14 protein-coding genes and 1 pseudogene are annotated in these 23012 nt (G+C 65.1%); 5 read left to right on the forward strand and 10 right to left on the reverse strand.

All coding sequences use genetic code 11. The features are described 5' to 3' along the window. The first annotated feature begins 179 nt into the window (after window positions 1–179). Window positions 180–389 (forward strand): dodecin, encoded by a 210-nt coding sequence (locus tag E1956_RS11120; RefSeq protein ID WP_028216265.1) that lies wholly within the window; start codon window positions 180–182, stop codon window positions 387–389. A gap of 204 nt (window positions 390–593) precedes the next feature. Here the strand turns inward: E1956_RS11120 and E1956_RS11125 are convergent, their stop codons facing one another. The 5 genes and pseudogenes from E1956_RS11125 to E1956_RS47685 all read right to left on the reverse strand — a co-directional run. Further along, a complete protein-coding gene (locus E1956_RS11125; RefSeq protein ID WP_134748840.1) occupies window positions 594–1679 on the reverse strand; it encodes a BMP family ABC transporter substrate-binding protein in 1086 nt (361 codons plus the stop codon). A gap of 134 nt (window positions 1680–1813) precedes the next feature. Continuing rightward, window positions 1814–2743, reverse strand: a complete 930-nt coding sequence (locus E1956_RS11130; RefSeq protein WP_028216263.1) for an ABC transporter permease — start codon at window positions 2741–2743, stop codon at window positions 1814–1816. Between the two features lie 72 nt (window positions 2744–2815). Further along, window positions 2816–3922 carry an ABC transporter permease gene (locus E1956_RS11135; RefSeq protein ID WP_134748842.1) on the reverse strand — a complete coding sequence of 369 codons (1107 nt, stop codon included), beginning with the start codon at window positions 3920–3922 and terminating at the stop codon, window positions 2816–2818. A gap of 154 nt (window positions 3923–4076) precedes the next feature. Further along, on the reverse strand, window positions 4077–5201 hold the full coding sequence (locus tag E1956_RS11140) for an ABC transporter ATP-binding protein (protein WP_418789257.1): 1125 nt from the start codon (window positions 5199–5201) through the stop codon (window positions 4077–4079). Then, a pseudogene (locus E1956_RS47685) lies at window positions 5196–5735 on the reverse strand (ATP-binding cassette domain-containing protein); the annotation flags it as partial. The gene E1956_RS11140 and the pseudogene E1956_RS47685, both read right to left, overlap by 6 nt. Before the next feature lie 279 nt (window positions 5736–6014). Between E1956_RS47685 and E1956_RS11145 the strand changes: the two are divergent. After that, window positions 6015–6947, forward strand: a complete 933-nt coding sequence (locus E1956_RS11145; RefSeq protein ID WP_028216261.1) for a LysR substrate-binding domain-containing protein — start codon at window positions 6015–6017, stop codon at window positions 6945–6947. Window positions 6948–7068: 121 nt separating this feature from the next. Here the strand turns inward: E1956_RS11145 and E1956_RS11150 are convergent, their stop codons facing one another. Further along, on the reverse strand, window positions 7069–8466 hold the full coding sequence (locus E1956_RS11150; RefSeq protein WP_134748846.1) for an 8-oxoguanine deaminase: 1398 nt from the start codon (window positions 8464–8466) through the stop codon (window positions 7069–7071). A gap of 616 nt (window positions 8467–9082) precedes the next feature. Here E1956_RS11150 and uraH point away from each other — a divergent pair. Continuing rightward, window positions 9083–9436 carry a hydroxyisourate hydrolase gene (gene uraH / locus E1956_RS11155; protein WP_134748848.1) on the forward strand — a complete coding sequence of 118 codons (354 nt, stop codon included), beginning with the start codon at window positions 9083–9085 and terminating at the stop codon, window positions 9434–9436. A 206-nt stretch (window positions 9437–9642) separates the two neighbouring features. After that, the gene (locus E1956_RS11160; RefSeq protein ID WP_134748850.1) at window positions 9643–10836 is read left to right on the forward strand and encodes a urate hydroxylase PuuD; all 1194 of its coding nucleotides are present in this window, start codon (window positions 9643–9645) and stop codon (window positions 10834–10836) included. A gap of 107 nt (window positions 10837–10943) precedes the next feature. On the opposite strand, the gene E1956_RS11170 is transcribed toward E1956_RS11160, so the two are convergent. The 4 genes from E1956_RS11170 to E1956_RS11185 form a co-directional block, all read right to left on the reverse strand. Continuing rightward, window positions 10944–12830: a TolC family outer membrane protein gene (locus E1956_RS11170; protein WP_197732785.1), complete on the reverse strand. Its 1887-nt coding sequence runs from the start codon at window positions 12828–12830 to the stop codon at window positions 10944–10946. After that, a complete protein-coding gene (locus tag E1956_RS11175; RefSeq protein ID WP_134748852.1) occupies window positions 12827–14941 on the reverse strand; it encodes a peptidase domain-containing ABC transporter in 2115 nt (704 codons plus the stop codon). Before E1956_RS11175 ends, E1956_RS11170 begins: the two co-directional genes overlap by 4 nt. A 1-nt stretch (window position 14942) precedes the next feature. Further along, window positions 14943–16163 (reverse strand): HlyD family secretion protein, encoded by a 1221-nt coding sequence (locus E1956_RS11180; RefSeq protein WP_134748854.1) that lies wholly within the window; start codon window positions 16161–16163, stop codon window positions 14943–14945. 109 nt (window positions 16164–16272) lie between these two features. After that, window positions 16273–16977 (reverse strand): hypothetical protein, encoded by a 705-nt coding sequence (locus E1956_RS11185; protein WP_232071110.1) that lies wholly within the window; start codon window positions 16975–16977, stop codon window positions 16273–16275. 852 nt (window positions 16978–17829) lie between these two features. On the opposite strand from E1956_RS11185, the gene E1956_RS11190 reads away from it, so the two are divergent. Continuing rightward, a complete protein-coding gene (locus E1956_RS11190) occupies window positions 17830–23010 on the forward strand; it encodes an ESPR-type extended signal peptide-containing protein (protein WP_134748856.1) in 5181 nt (1726 codons plus the stop codon). The last annotated feature ends 2 nt before the right edge of the window (window positions 23011–23012 follow it).

The following is a 23012-nucleotide window of genomic DNA, read 5'->3' on the forward strand; positions in this document are numbered from 1 at the left end:
AAATCCTCACCGCGCCGTCCGTTCGTGGCCGGCACGGCCGATGCGGCGCAATGGCGAGGCGCCATGATACCGGCACGACGTGCGCATCGGCGGCCTGGCGCTCGCCGGACCGTTGCCTATACTCGATTGACGCGTGAGCCGAACGCGCCGCCCGAAGCCCGCAAAAAGGAGACATTGTCATGAACGACCACGTCTACAAGCAGATCGAACTCACCGGCTCCTCCACCGTCTCGAGCGACGACGCAATACGTTGCGCCATCGCGCGCGCCTCGAAAACGCTGCGCCATCTGCACTGGTTCGAGGTCACCGAAACGCGCGGGATGATCGAGAACGACCAGATCACACGCTGGCAGGTGACGATCAAGGTCGGGCTGCGCATCGACGAATGAAGTACGGGCCGCGCGGGCCGGCTTCATGCCCCAAAAAGCGAGCGGCTGCGCGAGCCGTGAAGGCTACGCGCAGCCGCATGGTGCTGCAAGGAGCAGTCGACAAGCGCGGCCCAGGCGTAACGATTGCGCTTGCCTTGGGACGATTGCGCTTGCCCTGGAACGCTTGCGGCACGCCTTGCGCCGCAAGCGCGCCCCGCGCCGCGCTTACTTCGGCAGCGAGCCGTCCACACCCTCGACGTACCAGTTCAGGCGCTGCAATTCCGGATCGGTCAGCGTCTTGCCAGCCGGAATCTTGACCGCGCCCGTCTGATCCTTGATCGGGCCCGTGAAGACGTCCCACTTGCCGCTTGCGATTGCCTCGCGCTTCGCGGCGACGGCTTTCTGCGCGTCGGCGGACAGTTCGGCCGTGTTCACGTCGCCGAGATCGACGGCCTTCTGCGGAATGCCCCACCAGACCGGATCGTTCTTCCACTTGCCGTCCAGCACTTGCTGGATCGCGGCAACGTAGTAGACGCCCCAGTTCGCCTCCACCGAGCCCAGGTGCGCGTTCGGGCCGAACTTCTTCATGTTCGAATCCCAGCCGAATGCGTGAACGTGCTTCTCTTCGGCGGTGGCGAGCGTCGCGCTCGAGTCGGTGTTTTGCAGCAACACGTCGGCGCCCTGGCCGATCAGCGTCTCGGCCGCCTGCTTTTCCTTGCCCGGATCGAACCAGCTATTGATCCAGATGACCTTGGTATGCACCTTCGGATTCACCGAGCGCGCGCCGAGCGTGTAGGCGTTGATGTTGCGCACCACTTCGGGGATCGGCACCGAGGCGACGAAGCCGAGTGTATTGGTCTTGGTGGCATAGCCTGCCGCGACGCCCGCGAGATACGCGCCCTGATACATGCGCACGTCATAGGTGCCGAAGTTCGCGGCCTTCTTGTAGCCGGTCGCGTGCAGGAACACGGTATCGGGGAAGTCCTTCGCGACCTTCAGTTCGAAGTCCTGATAACCGAAGCTCGAGCCGAAGATGATCTTGTTGCCCTTGCTCGCGAGATCGCGGAACACGCGCTCGGAGTCTGCGGATTCGGGCACGTTCTCCACGCGCGTGATCTTGATCTTGTTGCCGAACTTCTGCTCGACCATTTTCGAGCCCTGATCGTGCGCGTAAGTCCAGCCGGCGTCGCCCGGATTGCCGAGATAGACGAACGCAACGCCCGGCGCGTCGGCGGCCTGAGCCTGCGGCGCGAGCGCCGCCGCGCCGCAGGTTGCGGCAACGGCGAATGCGGTCAGGATGGTTTTTCTCATCGTGGATCTCCTGTCGTGGATAGGGATACTGCGAACGTTCGAATCTTTTGCGGGGCGTCTGGGCCACCGAGGCGGCCGCGAGTTAGCCTTGCCTGAGCAGACCGACCTGCGTGGCCCGACCTGGGCGGCCCCACCTAGGCGGCCCCATAAAACGGTTTGCCGAGCGAGGCCGGCGCGTTCAGGCGGATCGTGTTCGGGTTACGGGAAATGAGCACGAGCACGACGATCGTCGCCACATAGGGGAGCATCGCGAGGAACTGCGTGGGCACCGGCACGCCCACGGCCTGTGCATAGAACTGCGCGCCCGTGACCGCGCCGAACAGCAGCGCGCCAATCAGGAGGCGCCCCGGCCGCCAGGTCGCGAACACGACGAGCGCGAGCGCGATCCAGCCGCGCCCCGCCGTGATCTGCTCCTGCCACAAATGCAGTTGGACGACCGAGTAGTAGCTGCCCGCGAGCCCCGCCATCGCGCCGCCGAACGCCGTCGCGCAATAGCGCACGCCGATCACCGGAAAGCCCACCGAATGCGCGACCTGCGGCGACTCGCCCACCGAGCGCAGCACGAGCCCCGCACGCGTGCGATAGAGGAACCAGCCGACCACGGCGAACATCAGGAATGCGAGGTAATCGACGGGCGTGAGGCTGAAGAACGCCGGTCCGACCACGGGCAGATGCGAGAGGCCCGGAATCGGCCAGGCGTCGATCGTCGCCGAGGTGGCCGCCGAGGTGTAGGGCTTGCCCACATACGCCGAAAGCCCGACGCCGAAGATCGTGAGCGACAGGCCCGTGGCGACCTGGTTGGCCTGCATCGTGAGCGTGAGGAAGCCGAACAGCAGCGCCATGACGATGCCCGCGCCCATGCCGGCCAGCAGCCCGAGCCAGGGGTTGCCGGTGATCGTGGTGAGCGCGTAGCCGGTCACGGCGCCCATCAGCATCATGCCTTCCACGCCGAGGTTGAGCACGCCCGATTTTTCCGTGACGAGCTCGCCCACGCCCGCGAACATCAGCGGGATGGCCGCGGTGACGGCGCTCGAGGCGAGCGAGCTGGCTTGCTGGATATCCATGTGGTGGAGCCTCTTTCGAATGCTTTTTCGTGGGTGCTTTTTTGTGGATGGGTCGATCGACGGATCAGCCGGTCAGCGTGCAGCCGCGACGGGATGCCGGCGGCGCACGCGGTAGTTCACGAACAGGTCCGCGCCGAGCAGGCAGAACAGCAGCAGGCCCTGGAATACACCCGAGAGTGCCTGGGGCAGTTGCAGCGAGGTCTGCACCGCCTCGCCGCCCAGATAGAGCAGCGCCATCAGCAGGCTCGCGAGCACGATCCCGACCGGATGCAGCCGCCCCACGAACGCGACGATGATGGCCGTGAAGCCGTAGCCGGGCGACCAGGTCGCCTGCAACTGGCCGATCGGGCCCGCGATCTCGCCCATGCCGGCAAGACCGGCGAGGCCGCCGGAGAGCAGCAGCGAAGTCCAGATCGTCTTCTTCTCCGAGAAGCCCGCGTAGCGCGCGGCGAGCGGCGCGAGGCCGCCCACGCTCATGCGATAGCCCGCGAAGCTGCGGCGCATGAAGAGCCAGACGAGCGGAATGGCCGCGAGCGTGAGGAAGATCGACGCGTTCAGACGCGTGCCGCGCAGCCAGTGGATGCGCCAGTCGCCGCCGAAGGTCGGATAGAGCGCGTCGCCGCTGAACATCTCCGAAAGCGGGAAGTTCATGCCGTTGGGGTCGCGCCACGGACCGCTCACGAGCCAGATCAGCAATTGCGTGGCGACGTAGGTGAGCATCAGGCTCGTCAGGATCTCGCTCGTGTTGAAGCGGCTCTTGAGCCAGGCGGGAATCGCCGCCCATGCCATGCCGCCCAGCACGCCCGCGAGCATCATGAGGAACAGGATCCACCAGCCGCTCGACTGATCGAAGTAGATGGCCACGCCGCTCGCCGCGATGCCGCCCAGCACCATCTGCCCTTCCGCGCCGATGTTCCAGACGTTGGCGCGGTAACCCGCGGCGAGACCCAGTGCGATCAGGCACAGCGGCGAGGCCTTGAGCAGCAGCTCGGACCAGCCGTTGATGCTGGAAAGCGGGTCGATGAAGAACGCGTGCATCGCCTGCACGGGATCGCGCCCGACGAGGCCGAAAATCACAAAGCCGATCGCGAGCGTGAGGAGTGCGGCAACCAGCGGCACGGCGATGCGAACCGTGCGGGAAGGCGTCGTGCGGGCTTCGAGGCGGTACGGAAAGATCATGGTGGCGATATCGGCAATCGGTCCGGTTGTCGTGGTTTCGGCTCGGGTGGAGAACCTTGGGGCGCGCCTGGCTCAGGTCCGCGTCACGGGCTTGTTACGCGCTCGTCAGGTTGACGTGGCGTACACAGTGCGCCTGGATCGCAGACCGGCAGCGTCACGCATGGGCGGGAGGCGCGGCCGGCTCCGCGGGCGGCGGTCCGCCGTCCGGGCGCCCGGCGTGTCCACCGCGATCGCCGAACAGGCCCGCCATCCAGCGGCCGATCTCCTCGGCATTGGTCTCGCCAGTGAGACGCGCGGGCGACAGGCGCCCGCCCGCAAGCACCGCGATGCGGTCGCAGATGTCGAAGAGCTCTTCGAGCTCTTCCGAAATCACGAGGATCGCCACGCCGCGCGCCGAGAGGTCGAGCAACTGCTGCCGGATGAACGCCGCCGCGCCTACATCCACGCCCCAGGTGGGCTGCGCGACCACCAGCACCTTCGGCGCCTGCAGGATCTCGCGGCCGACGATGTACTTCTGCAGATTGCCGCCCGAGAGGCTCTGGGCCAGCGCGTCGGGGCCGCCGCAGCGCACGTCGAAGGCGTCAATGCAGCGCTCGGCGAACGCGCGCATCGCGCCGGTCTTGAGCCAGCCCGAGCGCACCATGCCCTGGCGGTGCCCCGTGAGCAGCGCGTTTTCCGCGAGCGACATCGCGGGCACGGCGCCGCGCCCGAGCCGCTCCTCGGGCACGAAGGCGAAGCCCAGCCTGCGCCGCGCACCGGCGGAAAGGCGCGCGGCGGGCTTGCCGCAGATCGTCACGGTATCGGCGGCTGCGCCGTGGCGGCCCGCCCGGGACAGCAAGGCTTCGCGCGCCTCGCCCGAGAGCGCGGCGAGCAATTCCGCCTGGCCGTTGCCGGACACGCCGGCAATCCCGAGGATCTCGCCCGCGTGCACGGCAAACGTGACGTCGTCGAGCGAGGTGCCGAACGGGTCCTCACTCGGCATCGACAGATGCTTCACGTCGAGCAGCACGTCGCCCGGCGTATGCGCGCGGCGCGTATAGTCGGGCAGCTCGTGCCCCACCATCAGCCGCGCGAGCGAGGCATGCGTCTCCTCGCGCGGAATCACGTTGCCGGTCACCTTGCCCCCGCGCAGCACGGTGGCCGTGTCGCAGAGCTCCTGGATTTCATCGAGCTTGTGGCTGATATAGAGAATGCTGCAGCCTTCCGAGGCAAGCCGGCGCAAGGTGCCGAACAGCTTGCGCACGGCCTGCGGCGTGAGCACCGAGGTCGGCTCGTCCATGATCAGGAGGCGCGGGTTCTGCAGCAGGCAGCGCACGATCTCCACGCGCTGGCGCTCACCCACGGTGAGGCTGTGCACGTGGCGCTGGGGATCGACATCGAGCCCGTATTGCGCCGACACCTCGCGAATGCGCTGACCGAGCGCCTTGAGGTCGAACGCTTCGTCGAGCGAGAGCGCGATGTTCTCGCCCACGGTGAGCGTCTCGAACAGCGAGAAGTGCTGGAACACCATGCCGATGCCGAGCTTGCGCGCCGCAGCCGGGTTCGGGATCTCGACCGTCTCGCCTTCCCAGCGGATCTCGCCCGCGTCCGGGCGCACGGCGCCGTAGACGATCTTCATGAGCGTGCTCTTGCCGGCGCCGTTCTCGCCGAGCAGCGCGTGAATCTCGCCGGGCGCGACCGTTAGCGTGACGTTGTCGTTCGCGCGCACGGCGGGATATTGCTTCGTGATGCCCGCAAGCGCGAGCCGTGGGACGCGCGCGTCTGCGCCCCCCGCGTGTGGACTGCCGGCCAGACGTGAAGAAGAATCGCCCATGGAGGTTCCGCCGTAGTACGTTATGGCTATCTGTGTTTTGACGTGGTGCGGTGCCGCTCGATGCCGCGGCGAGCCCCCGTAAAGCCTCGCCGTTTGAAACGACAATACCCTGTTAGCCGTGCCAGCGTCGAGCCGCCAAAAATCCGCGTACCCCGCGCGGAATGGGCTCGACAGCGAGGCTTAGTGGAAAGCCTCCCTTGACGGCCTTTGCCGTTCATATTAAAAAACGTATACTCATAAAGCCCCTCGATCAGCCTAAACATATAATCCGGAGAATTCATGAGCCAGCAACGCGAGGCGATCGACACGTACCTTTTGCGCGTCTTGCACACCCTTTTGATGGAGCGCAGCGTCACGCGTGCCGCCGTCAAGCTCAATCAATCGCAACCTGCGATCAGCGCGGCGCTGAGGCGCCTGCGCGACATCACCGGCGACCCGCTCCTCGTGCGCGGCAAGTCCGGCATGGTGCCCACCGAATACGGCCTGCGCCTGCTCGAGCCCGTGCAGAATGCCCTGCGCGAGATCGAGCGCATTCGCTTCCAGCAGCACAATTTCGATCCGGCCACGTCCATCCGCTGCTACCGCATCGGCTGCCCGGACTACCTGAACGTGCTGTTCGTGCCCACCGTGGTCGAGCGTTTTCGCCAGGCCGCGCCCAATGCCACGCTCGAGTTTCATTCGCTTGGACCCTCGTTCGACTACGAGCTCGCGCTCGAGGAGGGCAAGCTCGACATCGTGATCGGCAACTGGCCCGAGCCGCCCGAGCAATTGCACCTCTCGAACCTGTTCGTCGACCAGATCGTCTGCCTGATGAGCAATACGCACCCGTTCGCCAAGCGCGGCGGGCTGACGCTCGACCAGTACCTCAATGCGCCGCACCTCGCGCCCACGCCCTACTCCGTGGGCCAGCGCGGCGCCATCGACGTGCACCTCGCGCGCGAGCGCCTCAAGCGCCACGTGGTCGTCACGCTGCCGTACTTCAACCTCGCGCCGTACGTGCTTATCAAGTCGGATCTGGTCTTCACCACGACGCGCCTGTTCGCCGACCATTACGCGCGCTTCCTGCCGCTCACGGTCGTGCCCGCGCCGCTCGATTTCCCGCCGATGCAGTACTACCAGTTGTGGCATGAGCGCTGTCATTACTCGGACGAAGTACGCTGGTTACGCAGCCTCGTCACCGAAGCGACGAAGACGCTGATCGACAAGCCCTGAACGGTGCGCGACGCGGCCGCGGCGAGATGACCGACCACCCTTGCGTCACGGCACTTTCAACGTAGTTCCACCACGGGCGGCCCGCACATGCGCGCCGCCCGCTTCATTGGCACCGCTGCCCTTACCTCGCCGACTGCACAAGCTGCCCAGCGAGCCGGTTATGCCGCTCGATCACGGGTCCAAGCTCGACGGTCTGCAGCACACCTTCCTTCACGACGATCCGCCCGCCGATCACCGAGAGCGCGACCTGCGACGGCGCGCAGAACACGAGCGCCGCCACCGGATCGTGCAACGCACCGGCAAACAGCGGCTGGCGCAGGTCGAAGGCGACGAAATCGGCGGCCATGCCCGGTGCGAGCGCGCCGATGTCGTCGCGGCCCAGCACCTGCGCGCCGCCCCGCGTGGCGATCTCGAGCGCCTCGCGTGCGGTCATCGCGTCGGGGCCAAAGCCCACGCGCGCGAGCAGCATCGCCTGACGTGCCTCGGCCACCATCTGCGCGCCGTCGTTCGAGGCGGAGCCGTCCACGCCAAGGCCCACCGGCACGCCCGCGAGCCGCATTTTCTTGACGGGCGCGATGCCCGAGGCCAGCCGCATGTTCGAGCACGGGCAATGCGCGACGCCGGTGCCGGTGCGCCCGAACAGACCGATGCCGTGCTCGTCGAGCTGCACGCAGTGGGCGTGCCAGACGTCGCGGCCCACCCAGCCCAGATCCTCGGCGTACTCGGCCGGCGTCATGCCGAACTTCTCGCGGCTATAGGCGATGTCGTTGACGTTCTCCGCGAGGTGCGTGTGCATGGACACGCCATAGTGGCGCGCGAGCGTCGCCGACTCGCGCATGAGGTCGCGGCTCACGGAGAACGGCGAGCACGGCGCCACCACGACGCGCAGCATCGCGTACCGGCCCTCGTCGTGATACGTCTCGATGAGGCGCTGGGTATCGGCGAGAATCGCGTCTTCGCTTTCGACCACGGAATCGGGCGGCAGGCCGCCGTCCTTCTGGCCGACGCTCATGCTGCCCCGGCTCGCGTGAAAGCGCATGCCGATCTGCTGGGCGGCGCGGATGCTGTCGTCGAGACGACTGCCGTTCGGGTAGATGTAAAGATGGTCGCTCGAGGTCGTGCAGCCCGAGAGCAGCAGCTCGGCCATGGCCGTGAGCGTCGAGACCTCGATCATCTCGGGCGTGAGGTTCGCCCAGACCTTGTAGAGATTCGTGAGCCAGCCGAACAGCTCGGCGTCCTGCGCGGCGGGCACGGCGCGCGTGAGGCTCTGGTACATGTGATGGTGGGTGTTGACGAGCCCCGGCGTGATGATATGGCCGCTCGCGTCGATCACCTCGTCGGCCGTGGCCGGCAGACTTTCCGTCGGCCCGACCGCGACGATGCGGTTGTCTTCGACAAAGATGCCGCCGCCGCGGATCTCGCGCCGCGCGTCGTCCATCGTCACCAGCATGTCGGCGTTCTTCACCAGCAAGGTCTTGCCGCGGCCTTGCGCGTTCGATGTGCGGTTGGTGGGTTCCATCGTGTCTGTTCGCTCCGTTGTCTTGCCGCGGTGCACGCCTCGCGCTGATTAGCACGCCGTACGCCGCGTTTGAGATACCGTGAATGTGAAGCAGACGCCCTCGCCGCACGCGCCGGTCAGCGGGAAACCCGGTGCCGACGCGTCCCGACTGTAGACGCCGCTGGCCCGGTTACCCAGCGCCTGGCGCCGTCTTCGGGACGCGCGGTCCACCTTCCGGCGAGCCGCGCATGAGCGTTACCTTCCATGGCCAAAAAAACGCTGACAATTCGCCCAGACGAGATACCCGAATTCACGAGATTCATATAAAGGTCGATTTTTGGCCGGTTTAGGATGCTGCCATGGGTGAAAACCCGAACTCCGAATGGCCCCGAAAGCCCCATGGAGCAAGGCTCGGAGCGTGAGACACATGCTGCCGGCATTATCTTTCCTATCGGTCGCGCGCTTATGACGCAATCGTTCTTAAAATGCGTGCACGGCGCTCGCTTCGATCCGCCGACGGGTATGTAGCCACAGCTGATGTGGAGCCTCGATCCGCCGCAAGAATCTTCGGATTCATCGGATCGGGCTTCCGCCGAATCCTCGCAATGACACCAGGAAAAGACAAGGAAAACTGCGAATGGGCAAGCTGACTACCCACGTGCTCGACACCGCGAACGGCCGTCCCGGCGCGGGCATCAAGGTCGAACTCTTTGCGCTCGACGGCGAGGCACGCCGTGCGCTGAAGACCGTTACGACCAACCACGACGGCCGCTGCGACGAACCGCTGCTCGAAGGCACGGCACTCGCCACGGGCGAATACGAACTGGTGTTCCACGCCGGCGACTACTTCGCCGCGCTCGGCGCCAACGTGCCGGAACCGCGCTTCGTCGACCGCGTCGTGCTGCGTTTCGGCATCGCCGACACCGGCGCGCACTACCACGTGCCGCTGCTCGTTTCGCCGTGGGCGTACAGCACCTATCGCGGTAGCTGAGCGGTCCTGCGAAATCCAGGAACGCATAACAGCATAGCAACGAGACTGGCGGCCAGCGCGCGCGAGCGACGCCCCGCTTTTGCGGCGCCACATTTTCTTATGGCGTTTGGCGCGAGGCCGGTTCCCCCGGGTCCTGCGCGCCGCCCCCCAGTCAGCGCGAGACGCATCGCCGTCCGCGCGCAACGAATCAGGAGTGGAGGAGTTTCATGGAAGGCTTTATTACCGACTGGCTGAACCTCGCATTGCGCTGGTTCCACGTCATCGCGGCCATCGCCTGGATTGGCGAGTCGTTCTACTTCGTCGCGCTCGACAACAGCCTCAAACCGCCTACGGACCCGAACCAGAAGCGTCGCGGCGTGTTCGGCGAACTGTGGCACGTGCACGGCGGCGGCTTCTACAACATGCAGAAGTACACCGTCGCGCCGCCCGAAATGCCGGACGACCTGCACTGGTCGAAGTGGCCCTCGTACACGACGTGGCTTTCGGGCGCGTCGCTGTTCACGGTGCTGTACCTGATGGCGCCGAACACGTACCTGATCGACAAGAACGTGCTCGACATGGGTCCCGTGGTTGCGGTCTTCTCGGCGCTCGGCTTCCTCGCCGCCGGCTGGATCGTCTACGACTCGCTGTGCCGCCTGCTCGGCACCAACGACAAGCTGCTCGGCGTGTGCGTCGGCATTTATGTCGTGATCGCGGCCTACCTCGCTTGCCACATCTTTTCGGGCCGCGCAGCGTACCTGATCATGGGTGCGATGCTGGCGACGATCATGTCGGCGAACGTGTTCTTCGTGATCATCCCCGGTCAGCGCAAGATGGTTGCAGCGATGCTCAAGGGTGAAACGCCGAACCCGATCTACGGCAAGCGCGGCAAGCAGCGTTCGGTGCACAACACCTACTTCACGCTGCCCGTCGTGTTCGCGATGCTGTCGAACCACTACGCCATGACCTATGCGCACGCCTACAACTGGGCCGTGCTCGTCGTGATCATGCTGGCCGGCGCGCTGATTCGCCAGTTCTTCGTGATGCGTCACCGTGGTCAGCAGCTGTGGTATCTGCCGATCGGCGGCGTGGTGCTGATGTTCGTCGCACTGGTCTGGACGCTGCCGCGCCCGGTCGTGCCGCAAGCCGAAGCCGCGAACGCCCCGACGCTCAAGATCTCGGACATCCAGCCGATCCTGACGCAGCGCTGCGCGACCTGCCACTCGGCACACCCGACGATGATGGGTGCAGCACCCGCCGGCGTGATGCTCGATACGCCCGATGAGATCTCGCAGAACGCCCAGCGTCTGTATCAGCAGGCCGTCACGCTGAAGGCCATGCCGCTCGGCAACGTCACGCACATGACCGACGACGAGCGTCAAAAGATTGCCGCGTGGTTCGAAGGCGGCGCGAAGCAGTAATCGTCGTCTAGTCGCGGTTCAAGCAGTCAAGCAGGACGAAAAAAGCCCGAAGCATAGCGCTTCGGGCTTTTTCCTTTGGGCGGCCAGGCAATAGAGGGGTGCGACGCTCAAGGAGCGAGTGGCACGTAACCGTTGCGCAGGGCTGGCGCCGCCGGTGCCATGTCCGATGCAGATAGCGCACGTGGTACACGTGGTGCTGGCGTGGCCGTTGTTGATGTCGCTGGCGCTGGCGCTGGCGCAGTCGCTGTTGGTGTTGGTGTTGTTGGTGCAGTCGCTGGCACTGTAGCTGGCGTTGGCGTTGGCGTTGGCGTTGGCGTTGGCGTTGGCGTTGGCGTTGGCGTTGGCGTTGGCGTTGGCGTTGGCGTTGGCGTTGGCGCGGCCATGATGGCACCACGCGGCGGCGGTGTCACCTCGCTTTTCGGCGCTGCGTATGCCTCGCTTCGCACCGACGGTCGCGCGAAAACAGGCAGACCAGGGCTGGTTTCCCGCACCACCGGTGCGTCAGCGCGCGGCGTCGCTGCTACGGCTTCGCTCGGGCCGCGGGCGATTTTCTCTACAGCATTTACGTCGCGGCGCGCCGACGCCTTGCCTGCATCAGCCTGACTACCCGTTACCGGCAGCGGCTGCGCTGGCGGCGCCGGCATTGCAGCCCTGCTCACCTGCCCGCGTTCTTGCCCCCCGCCTCCCGCAAAGAGCTGCGCATTGATGCGCCCGACTTCGTCGAGATCGAGCGTAGCGGTTTGCGACAGCAGCTTGAGCAAAGCGAGCACGGCGTCGTAGCGCGCGCGTATCAGGTCGCGCCGGCTCGCATAGAGCGTGTCGGTCGCGCGCAGCACATCGAGGCTCGTGCGGCTGCCCACGCCGAAGCCAATGCGCGTAGCGTCGAGCGCCGACTGCGCACGCTCCACGACCTGCTCCAGCGCATTCACGCGCGCCTCGCCCGAGCCCACGCGCAGCCACGCATCGCGCGCGCCGGCGCCCGAGTCGCGCACCGCCGCGTCGAGCTCATCGCGCGCCTTGTCTTCCAGCGCCGTCGCCTCGGCCACTCTCGCCGTGATCTCGCCGCCCGAGAAAATCGGAATCGTGACGGAGACCATGCCGGTCGTCGTCGTCGTGGGTCTCGAATAGCCGCCCGCCGCGCCGGCCGGCGTGTGGGTAACCTGCAGATCGACCGTCGGATAGCGTCCCGCGCGCGCCTTTTCGGTCTCGAACTTCGCGATCTGCAGCGCCACCTCGCCGATCTGCACCGTATAGCCGTGCGCTTGAGCCTGCGTGACCCACGGTTCGACGTCGGCAGGCTGCAACTTCGGTGCGCCGCCGGGCGGCAGCGGCGCGAGTGTCTCCACGCGCTTGCCGGCGAGACGTTCGAGCGCCGCGCGCGCAAGACGCGCTTGGCTCTGCGCATCGAGCAACTGCAGTTGCGCCTGCGCGCGGCTCGCTTCGCCGTCCTGCACGTCGATCAGCGTCGCCTCTCCGGCCGCCTTCGCGCGCATGACCAGCGCGAGATGCGCATCGAGCGCGCGCAAATAGTCGGTGGCCCGCGCCACTTCGTCGTCGGCGGCGAGCGCGTCGAAATACGCCTTCGCTGCCGCGAGGATCGTGTCCTGCATCACGCTGGCCGCCTCCAGGCGGCCGCGCGCCACCTCGTAGTCGGCCTGCCGGTACGCGGTCCAGCTTGCCCAGTTGAAGAGCGGTTGCGTCAGCCCGATCGTCCAGCCGCTCTGCCAGTAGTGCTGGGTCGGGAAGTCCTCGGTCACGATGCCGTTATAGGCGCGGCCCCAGCCGCCGGTGACATGAGGCAGGAGTCCCGCGCGCGCTTTCGGGACGGCCTGCGCGGCAGCGCGTGAAGCCGCGCGCGAGGCGGCGAGCGCCGGGTCGTGATCGAGCGCATCGTCGACCACGGAAAGCAGGTCCGCGGCGCGCGCCCCGCTCGCGAGCAGCAGGCAGGCAAGTGCGATCGCGCGCACGGAGCGCCGTGGACGAGCGCCGTTCATGCGATGCCCTCCATCGCGGCGCCGGCGTGCTCGCGCTCGACCCGCACGAACGCACCATCGACGAGCCGGTAGTGCTTCTCGAAGCCCTCGGCCATGGCAACGTCGTGCGTGATGACCACGACCGTGCGATCGAGTCGCTGGAGCAGCGCCGAAATACGCCGCACGGCAACCGGGTCGAGATTCGAGGTCGGCTCGTCGAGCAGCAACAACTCGCGCCGCTGATACAGCGCGCGGGCCAGCAACAATCGCTGCCGCTGCCCTGCGGAGACATTCGCCAGCGAATCGCTGATGATCGTGCGCGTACGCATTGGCAAGCGCATCACGTCATCGAGCAAGCCGACCTCGTCGAGCAGCGCGAGAATGCGTGCTTCGTCGGGATTGCCTTCGAACAGCGAAATGTTGTCGGCGATCGAGCCGTGCAGGATGATGTCGCCCTGCCGCATATGGACGGCGTGACGGCGGATCTCGTCGACGCTCAGATTCGGCCATCCAATCCCGTTGAGCGTGATCTCGCCTTGCTGCGGCACCTCCGAAGCGGCCAGCAATTTGAAGAGCGTGGACTTGCCCGCACCCGAGGGCCCTGTGATGACGATTTTGTCGCCGCGCGCGATATCGATGTTTGCCCCCGCGAGCACGGGCTGGTCGGAAACGCCATAAGCGAAGGTCACGTTGCGCACGCCGATGCGCTCGAATTCGCGCACCTCGACGGTCTTGTGCATATCGGCGAGCGCTGTATAGCGCTCCGGCTCGCAGGCGACGATATCGTCGACCCGCGCGACGGGCACGCTCAGCATGTAGTACGCAAAGCCCGTATTGATGGTGGCGGCGATCCGCTCGGAAAAGAGCGCCTTGTAGATCATGAACGAGTAGAAGGCGCCGACGGAGAGCACGCCGCCCAGCATCAGCTTTGCGGCGAACCAGGTGACGGCGAGCGTCTCCACGTGCATGAGCAGCTTGAGGACCGCGTCGCGCGTGGCCGAAAGCCGGCTGCTCTGGAACAGCGCCGAGGCATAGGTGCGAAAGAGCTCCATGTAACGCGCCACGCGGCGCGTCTCGCCTTGCGAGAGCTTGATGAGCGAGGCGCCGCGCACGGTCTCGAAGAGTGCATCGTCGCAGCGGGCCCCTTCCTGCAGAACGCGTGCGTGCGCGTCGCGCATCGACGCGAAGATCGCCCCTGAAACGATGATGTAGACCGCAAAGATCACCAGCACGACGACCGATAGTTTGGCGTTCTGAACGAACATCAACAGCATCGCGAGCAAGCCGACCGTCACGTCGATGCAGAACGACACGGCCTGACGCGAGCCGAAGACGTTGATCTCCTCCTGGGACTTGAAGCGCGTGAAGATGTCACCGACGTTGCGCTTCTCGAAGTACGCGATAGGCACGCGCAGCAGGTGCGCGAAGAGCCCCTCGGTGGAATTCACGCTGATGCGCGCGTACAGCAGCTCGACGAGCACGCCCTGCACGTACTGGCTGAGCGCGCCGACGAGGAAGATCGTCCCGAAGGTGAGCGCGAGCACGTTGAGCAGCTCGAGGTTGTCCGCGGCCACGACATGATCGAGCGCAAACGAGCCGAAATACGGCTGCGCGAGGATCGCAAACTGCGCCCCGAACGCGACAAAAAGAATCTTTCCGAACTGGCCCCGCAGTTGCGGGTTGAGCGCACGCAGGCGCGCAAGCGCTGCGGGCACACGCGAGCGCCGCTTGATCTGCGTGAGCGCCGGGGTTGGCGCGCATTCGATCAGATAGCCGGAAACGCAGGCGAGGAAGGTGTCCATCGCGATGCGCCGGCGTCCGACCGCTGGATCGAGCAAGGTGACATAGTTGCGTGTCGCGCGCTCGAACACCACGAAATGCGCACCGCCGAAATGGATGATCGAGCCGCGCTTGATTTCACCGACCTGCGACGCGTCGAAGCGGAACGCCTGGACTTCGAGCCCGAAATCGGTCGCCGTATCGTACAGGTCCATCAGCGAAAGACCGTTCGCGGAGATCGGCCGGTACGCCGAAAGCTCGCGCACCTCCGTGGCGCGCCCGAAATGCGTGAGCACCATGGCAAGACACGCGTAGCCGCACTCAGCGACTTCGTTCTGGTAGATCACCTGCATTTCAGCCTCGTACGATCTTGAACAGCGGCTCGAGCACCCATTCGGCGATGGTGCGCCGCTCGACAACGACACTCGCGGTCGCCTGCATGCCCGGCAGAATGTCGAAGCGCTGCGAGCCGTAGTGGAACGTGTGGCCGGGCAGCGTGACCCACGCGACGTACTCGTCGCCCTGGTCCGGCGGCGTGCCGCCGTTGCCGGCGGCCGCAGCCGCTTCCGGGCCGGTGGGCGCCGACGCTGCGGCGACCGTCGTGCGCGAAATCGAGTCGATACGCGCTTCGTATGAGCCGAAGCGCGCATAGGGAAACGCGTCGAACTTCAGGCGCACCGTCTGACCCTCGTGCACAAAACCGCGGCGGCGCGATGGAATGCGCAATTCGGCACGCAAGGGCTGCGCCGGATCCGTGACGATCACCATGGCGACGTCGCTGGGCTGGAGCGTGCTGCCCTGCACGAGTCGCGAGAACGTCACCGTGCCCGCCTTCGGTGCGGAAATCGTCGCGTCGCGGCGGTTTTGCTCGAAGCGGGCATCCGCTTCCTGAAGATCGCGCGCATGACTCGCTTCGAGTTCGTTGAGTTGCGCGGTGAGCGAGGTCTGGCTGTTCTGCAGGTCGGCGAGTGCCGCCACAGTCTGCTGCCGACGCGAGGACGCCTCCGCACGCGCGATCCGGCTCTGATGCAGATCCGCGCGCGCCTGCTCGACACGGTCGGCGGCGACATAGTCCGAAACGGATTCGAGACGTGCGAGCTTCTTTTGCGCCTCGCTTACGAGCAGGCTGTTCTGCGCGCCCTGCACGTCCAGCTCGGCAAGCTCGGCGCGACGGCTCGCTTCGTTCGAGCGTGCCGTGGCGAACTGGCTCGTGAGATCGATATGCCGCTGGGTATAGCGCGCGTCGGCGGCGCGCCGCTCTTCGTCGCGCACCTGGACATCGAATACGGATCGGCGCACGCCATCACCCGCGAGCGACAAATCGCGTTCGACGCGAAAAAGCGGCTGGCCGGCGCTCACCTGCTCGGGTGGCCGAACGTAGATCGACGAAATCAGTCCGCTCGCGCCTTGTATCTTGATTTCCGCAGGCGACACGATTTCGCAGCGCACGTCCTGCTTGAGTTCGACTTCATGCGTAAAGGCAAATGCAACACCAAGCACGACGATCGTCGATGCCGCATAGGCGATCCAGCGCCAGCGGATATCCCGAAACTCGGGAAGATAAATCGGTTCCACGTTGTTATAAGTCCCCGCGGCCGGTCATGCCGGCCGGTCGTGTATTCTCCGGCGCTACGCGCCGATTGGTCTGCTCGTGCGGCTATTTGTTAAAGCTTATTAAAGATTCCTAACGGCTAGCAGCGAAGTGATAAACCGATGGATGCCCGGCGTAGAGCCAATGCGGATAATTTTCCCGGCGCGCAATCTCGATATCATTGGCGAGACGTTGCGGCGCGGCGGCATCGGCAAGCGCGATGGGCTCGAACATCCTAACGCCGAAGCGCCCTGTCTCAAAGCTCAGATAAAACGGCAGCAGGAGCGCATCTACGGGCGTGCCGATCCTGAAGACGCCGTTGTGCACGCGCGCGGACCTGCCGCCGATCGTCACCCCTACGGTCTCCATCGGATATTTGGCCAGCGTATAGGGCGGGACGTCGGAAAACACCACCGCTACGCCGTCGCGACGCAGTGCGCGTATGACCCGCAAACCCAAACTGTTGCGGCTCTCGCGACCTTTTTCATCGTAGGTATAGAGGATGCGAAGCGAAGGAATTATCGCAGCGTCGTTGCCGTAAATGTCGCGTGGCACGCCGGACACGACCGCCATCGACTCGAGACCCAACACGCGGCGCACTTCGTCGACTACATAGATGTTCGCGTATTGCGATACGTAGTGAAATGGCGAGAGCACCACGACACGACCGGGTTCGCTGGCCTTGATCTGCTTGATCCGCGAGGCCAGTTGATGCGCGGCAGCTCGCAGATCGGGCCACGCGTCCCGGCGCAACGCACGCCCGGCATAAATACGTTCATCGAGCCACGCTTCGCGCACGTTTGCGCTCATGGTGCGCAACGCCTGTGCGCGCGCGAGGCCGATGTCGATGCGCCCGGTCTCGTAGCGCGACACGCCAGTCGCACGAAGCCGGCCGTCATAGGTCGCCCGAATCATCCAGCTGGCGAGTGCGATTCGCTCGACCGCCGCGAAAGGCAGGCATGCGAGTAACCTCCGGCGCAGCGCCAGCCGCCGACTCGCGAGTCGTGCGTAAAGACGTTTGAGGGATTGCGAAAGAGCGCCGGCGGTCATGTGCATGGCCCAACGAGGTCGGAACGAACCCAGGTCCGAAAAGCAGAAAGGGGGCGTCCCCCCTTTCGTTCAGCTCAGGTGATTAACGCGGAACCGGCGTCGGGTCCGGCTGCGGCTGATTCTTGGACTTGCAGCAACCGCCTGCGAGTTTGGCGTTGGCGAGCTGGCCGCGATCGATTTTTTCCATTTCTGGTTCTCCAGTGTGTAGGTGAAAACCACCCCGTTTTGGTGGCGCGGCTATCTTAACAGGCAGAATTAAATCCAATCCATTGTTGACATATTTTCATATTAATTTACAAAAATACACAATATTCTCAATTTAATTAGTTTTTCTATCTAAACAATAGGAATATTGATTTATCGCTGCAGTCAAGCCGTAAAAATAATCTGTATGCACCACGCACAAAAAGATTCGTCATCCGAAGCTTGTAACAGTTTCCAGACCGAATTAAGAATATTCGTATTCCTGACACCCATGCTCCACCCATAGAGTTGCGCCACGCATCGCCAAAACGTGGCTTTTTTTCGAGATCCAGACATTCGCGAGGATGTCAGAGGCGCATGCGCGGACTAAAAATCAACTCTAATATGGTTGCCTGAATGAATAAGACCTATCGCTCAGTCTGGAGCGAAACAGACCAAACTTGGGTAGCTGCGCCCGAAACCGCCACGGCACACCGCAAATCTTCGCGCCGGCTCGCCGTCCTCGCCACCGGGGCTGTTGGACTCGCAACAAGCCTCACATCGGGTGCTACCTTTGCCGCGACAGCGGGAACGCTGGGCCAAGGCGGTCTCGAGATTTGCTCGGGCGCAAAGGGGTATGCGTGGGGCTACAGCGGCGGCAGCGAGTCGCTCGACTGCTCGACCGACGGCAAGGGCACAAGCGACGGCCTCGCGTTCTCGCTGAACAACGCGGCGGATACGAAGGGCGGCTATGGGTTTGGCGCGTCGACGGCGCAGGTGGCCGGCTACACGAACGGCACGCTCAATATCCGTGGCGCGAGCGTCATGGTTTATGGCCCGACGACGTTCGACAGCGTCGTCACGATGAGCAACCAGAAGATCGTCCAACTCGCGCCGGGCAAGATTTCGGCGGACAGCACGGAGGCCGTCAACGGCTCGCAGCTCTATGCCATCGCTGCTGGCGTCGGCAACGCGGTGCAGTACGACTCGCCGGCACAGAACTCGGTCACCCTGGGCGGTAGCAATGCCAGCGCGCCGGTCGCGCTGCACAACGTGGCCAACGGCGCGCTGTCGCCTGCCAGCGCCGACGCCGTCAACGGCGCGCAGCTCTACGACACGAACGCGCACATCTCGAGCCTCGCTGGCGACGTCACCAACATCCAGGGTGACATTACCAACATCAACGGCAAGCTCGCCGATGCGGTGGTCTACGATACGTCGGCTCACGATGCGCTGACGCTCGGCGGCGTGAACGCCAGCAAGCCGGTCGCCCTCCACAATGTGGCCAACGGCGACGTTTCGGTTGCCAGCACCGATGCAGTCAACGGCGCGCAGCTCTACGACACCAACTCGCACATCTCGAACCTCGCGGGCGACGTCACCACCATCCAGGGTGATGTGACGAACATCCAGGGCGACATCACCGACATCAAGGGCAAGCTCGCCGATGCCGTGGTCTACGATTCGTCGGCGCACGATTCGCTGACGCTTGGTGGCTCGGGCGCCGATCCGGTCGCGCTCCACAACGTGGCCAACGGTGATGTTTCGGCTGCCAGCACCGATGCGGTCAACGGCGCGCAACTCTTCGACACCAACTCGCACATCTCGGATCTCGCCGGCGACGTCACCACCATCCAGGGCGACGTGACGAACATCCAGGGCGACATCACCGACATCAAGGGCAAGCTCGCCGATGCCGTGGTCTACGATTCGTCGGCGCACGATTCGCTGACGCTTGGTGGCTCGGGCGCCGATCCGGTCGCGCTCCACAACGTGGCCAACGGTGATGTTTCGGCTGCCAGCACCGATGCGGTCAACGGCGCGCAACTCTTCGACACCAACTCGCACATCTCGGATCTCGCCGGCGACGTCACCACCATTCAGGGCGACGTGACGAACATCCAGGGCGACATCACCGACATCAAGGGCAAGCTCGCCGATGCCGTGGTCTACGATTCGTCGGCGCACGATTCGCTGACGCTTGGTGGCTCGGGCGCCGATCCGGTCGCGCTCCACAACGTGGCCAACGGTGATGTTTCGGCTGCCAGCACCGATGCGGTCAACGGCGCGCAGCTCTTCGACACCAACTCGCATATCTCGGACCTCGCTGGCGACGTCACCACCATCCAGGGTGACGTGACGAACATCCAGGGCGACATCACCGACATCAAGGGCAAGCTCGCTGATGCCGTGATCTACGACTCGTCGGCGCATGATTCGGTGACGCTGGGCGGCTCGGGCGCCGATCCGGTCGCGCTCCACAACGTCGCCAACGGTGACGTTTCGGCTGCCAGCACCGATGCGGTCAACGGCGCGCAGCTCTTCGACACCAACTCGCATATCTCGGACCTCGCCGGCGACGTCACCACCATTCAGGGCGACGTGACGAACATCCAGGGCGACATCACCGACATCAAGGGCAAGCTCGCCGATGCCGTGGTCTACGACTCGTCGGCGCATGATTCGCTGACGCTTGGTGGCTCGGGGGCCGATCCGGTCGCACTGCATAACGTGGCCAACGGTGACGTCTCGGCTGCCAGCACCGATGCGGTCAACGGCGCGCAGCTCTTCGACACCAACTCGCATATCTCGGACCTCGCTGGCGACGTCACCACCATCCAGGGTGACGTGACGAACATCCAGGGCGACATCACCGACATCAAGGGCAAGCTCGCTGATGCCGTGATCTACGACTCGTCGGCGCATGATTCGGTGACGCTGGGCGGCTCGGGCGCCGATCCGGTCGCGCTCCATAACGTCGCCAACGGTGACGTTTCGGCTGCCAGCACCGACGCGGTCAACGGCTCGCAGCTCTTCGATACCAACTCGCACATCTCGGACCTCGCCGGCGACGTCACCACCATCCAGGGCGACATCACCAACATCAAGGGCACGCTCGCCGATGCGGTGATCTACGATTCGTCGGCGCACGATTCGCTGACGCTCGGCGGCTCAAAGGCCAGCGAACCGGTCGCACTGCATAACGTCGCCAACGGCGACGTTTCGTCTGCCAGCACCGACGCCGTCAACGGCTCGCAGCTCTATGACGCCCTCCAGCAGGTCGGCGGGTCGGCGCACTACGTCGGCATCAATAGCGAAGCGGGCGACAGCAACTACAACGGCGAAGGCGCAACGGGCGCTGCGGCGATCGCCGTCGGCGCGAAGGCGCTCGCAAGCGGCGACAACGCACTCGCCATCGGTACCGGCGCCACCGCATCGCAAAGCAACGCGATCGCACTCGGCGCGGGCTCCACGACGGCTGCCGCGGTCGGTACCGCAGGCGCAACGATTGCTGGCCAGGACTACACCTTCGAGGGCAGCAATCCGACGAGCACCGTCAGCATCGGCAGCGCCGGCAATGAACGCACGCTCACGAACCTCGCCGCAGGCCGCCTGAGCGAGTCGTCGACCGATGCCGTCAACGGCTCGCAGCTCTATGCGACCAATACCGCCGTCAACAACCTCGCACTGAAGACGGCTGACGCGGTGGTGTACGACGACCCGAGCATGAGCAGCCTCACGTTTGGCGGCACGGGCGGCACGAAGCTGATCAACGTGGCGGCGGGCGACATAGCGGATGGAAGCACGGATGCGGTCAATGGTGGGCAGCTGTACGGCATTACCCAGTCGTTCACGAATTCCATCACGCACATCAACAACACCCTGACCACGGCCGGCTGGGGCGCGCAGGCGACATCGACGGACCCGACCAGCTACCAGTATGGTGGCTTTAGCATGGACGCCAATGGCAAGGTGAGCAATCCTGCCGTCCTCTATGTGCCGAACACGATGGGCACGGCGAATTCGCAAATCGTCCTCGATCCGGGCGAGGGCAACAGCGCGTATATCGTCAGCAAAACCGACCGGAGATACTTGCCCAAGGGCACCGTCATCAGCAACGTGGCCGACGGTGTCCAGCAGACGGACGCCGCCAACGTCGGTCAGGTCTATTCGATCGTCAGTGCGGCGACCGGGGGCGGCGGCGGCGGAGTCCAGGCCATCCGGGAGCAGGTAACTGCGGCAAACGGCAGCTCCAATGTCAACTCCAGCGGCCTCACGCGCAGCTACACGACAGCGGCGTACTACTCGCAAGTCGCCGGTCTCGCCAATAACTCCGGCTCCCTGGGCCCCACCGACGCCGCGCGCGCGACCGGTGCCGGCGCCATCGCGATCGGCTCGAGCGCCTATACGCCCGTCACGAACGGCGTCGCGCTCGGCGTTCAGGCGTACACGAACGCACGGGATGCAGTGGCAATCGGCGCGGGCTCGGTGGCGAACCAGTCGAATACGGTCTCCGTGGGTAATGACGGCACGACCTCGTATGTCGCCTATGACGCAAACGGCCAGCCCTATCAGGTTCAGAACGCCGTCAACACGCGTCGCATCGTCAACCTGGCCGCAGGCCAGGGCGACACCGATGCGGTCAACGTGAGCCAGTTGCGCAGTGTGGCAGCGGCTCTCGGCGGCGGTGCCGGCATCAATTCGACCGGCGGATTCATCGCCCCGACCTACTCCGTGGGTGGCACGACCGTCAATACGGTTGGCGACGCAATCGCGAACCTCGACAACCGTGTGCAGAAGAACACGGCTGAGATCGCCTCACTGGTTGCGGACGCGACTACGAACGCGAACACGATCGTGTCGCAAGCGGCAGATAGCGCATCGAGCGCGGCATCGTCCACGACGCCTGTGGTCGCGGCATCGCGCTCGCTGCTGGGCGCGGCCAACACCGGCAGCAGCACCGTCGGCGCCACCGCGACCAGTTACGCCGCAACGAACGTTGGCGACTCCGCCACCAGCTCGACGGACGCCGATGCCGTGCATTACGACTCCGCGGACCACTCGAGTGTGACGCTGAGCAGCACGAGCGGCGGCACCGTCAGCTTGAGCGGTCTCAAGAACGGCAACCTTGCGGACGACAGCACGGATGCGGTGACCGGCCAGCAGCTCTACGCCACGAACCAGCAAGTCGCGAGCCTCAACCAGGCCCTGCAGAACATCAACACGGCCGGTTCGACGGCCACCTCGGTCAACTCGACGAGTGGTGTCGCAGCAGCCTCGGGCACGCAATCGGTTGCCGTCGGTGGCGGCGCGGTGGCAACGGGTGCGAATTCGACGGCGATCGGCGACAAGGCCAACGCGTCGGCGAACAACTCCGTGGCGATCGGCGCCAACTCGATCGCGAATCGCGACAACGCCGTGTCGGTCGGTGCTGAAGGTTCCGAGCGCCAGATCGTCAACGTTGCGGCGGGCACGTCGGGCACCGATGCGGTCAACCTGAACCAGTTGAACAACGCGATGACGCAGCAATCGAACGCGTTCAGCCAGCAGATCGGCAATCTGCAAAGCTCGATCAACACCGTTTCGAAGAACGCCTATGCGGGCGTGGCCGCAGCGATGGCCATGCCGAACCTCACGCCTTCGGGTCCGGGGCGCACAGTGGTCGCAGCAGGTGGCGGCTACTACATGGGCGGCAGTGCTGCGGCGATCGGCGTGACGTATCGTTCGCAGAACATGCACTGGCTCGTCAACGGTGGCGTTTCCGTCACGAGCACCGGTAACACGGCTGCTCGCGCTCAGGTCGGCTACGAGTTCTGATC

This window comes from Paraburkholderia pallida (assembly GCF_004524855.1).
Classification (GTDB): domain Bacteria; phylum Pseudomonadota; class Gammaproteobacteria; order Burkholderiales; family Burkholderiaceae; genus Paraburkholderia; species Paraburkholderia oxyphila.

Excerpts from the sequence above, each read along its gene's own strand:
- E1956_RS11160 (WP_134748850.1), top strand. The coding sequence starts at position 9,643 with ATGGAAGGCTTTATTACCGACTGGCTGAACCTCGCATTGCGCTGGTTC.
- E1956_RS11120 (WP_028216265.1), top strand. The coding sequence starts at position 180 with ATGAACGACCACGTCTACAAGCAGATCGAACTCACCGGCTCCTCCACC.
- E1956_RS11135 (WP_134748842.1), bottom strand. The coding sequence starts at position 3,922 with ATGATCTTTCCGTACCGCCTCGAAGCCCGCACGACGCCTTCCCGCACG.
- uraH (WP_134748848.1), top strand. The coding sequence starts at position 9,083 with ATGGGCAAGCTGACTACCCACGTGCTCGACACCGCGAACGGCCGTCCC.
- E1956_RS11130 (WP_028216263.1), bottom strand. The coding sequence starts at position 2,743 with ATGGATATCCAGCAAGCCAGCTCGCTCGCCTCGAGCGCCGTCACCGCG.
- E1956_RS11125 (WP_134748840.1), bottom strand. The coding sequence starts at position 1,679 with ATGAGAAAAACCATCCTGACCGCATTCGCCGTTGCCGCAACCTGCGGC.
- E1956_RS11145 (WP_028216261.1), top strand. The coding sequence starts at position 6,015 with ATGAGCCAGCAACGCGAGGCGATCGACACGTACCTTTTGCGCGTCTTG.
- E1956_RS11190 (WP_134748856.1), top strand. The coding sequence starts at position 17,830 with ATGAATAAGACCTATCGCTCAGTCTGGAGCGAAACAGACCAAACTTGG.
- E1956_RS11150 (WP_134748846.1), bottom strand. The coding sequence starts at position 8,466 with ATGGAACCCACCAACCGCACATCGAACGCGCAAGGCCGCGGCAAGACC.
- E1956_RS11170 (WP_197732785.1), bottom strand. The coding sequence starts at position 12,830 with ATGAACGGCGCTCGTCCACGGCGCTCCGTGCGCGCGATCGCACTTGCC.
- E1956_RS11140 (WP_418789257.1), bottom strand. The coding sequence starts at position 5,201 with ATGGACGAGCCGACCTCGGTGCTCACGCCGCAGGCCGTGCGCAAGCTG.
- E1956_RS11175 (WP_134748852.1), bottom strand. The coding sequence starts at position 14,941 with ATGCAGGTGATCTACCAGAACGAAGTCGCTGAGTGCGGCTACGCGTGT.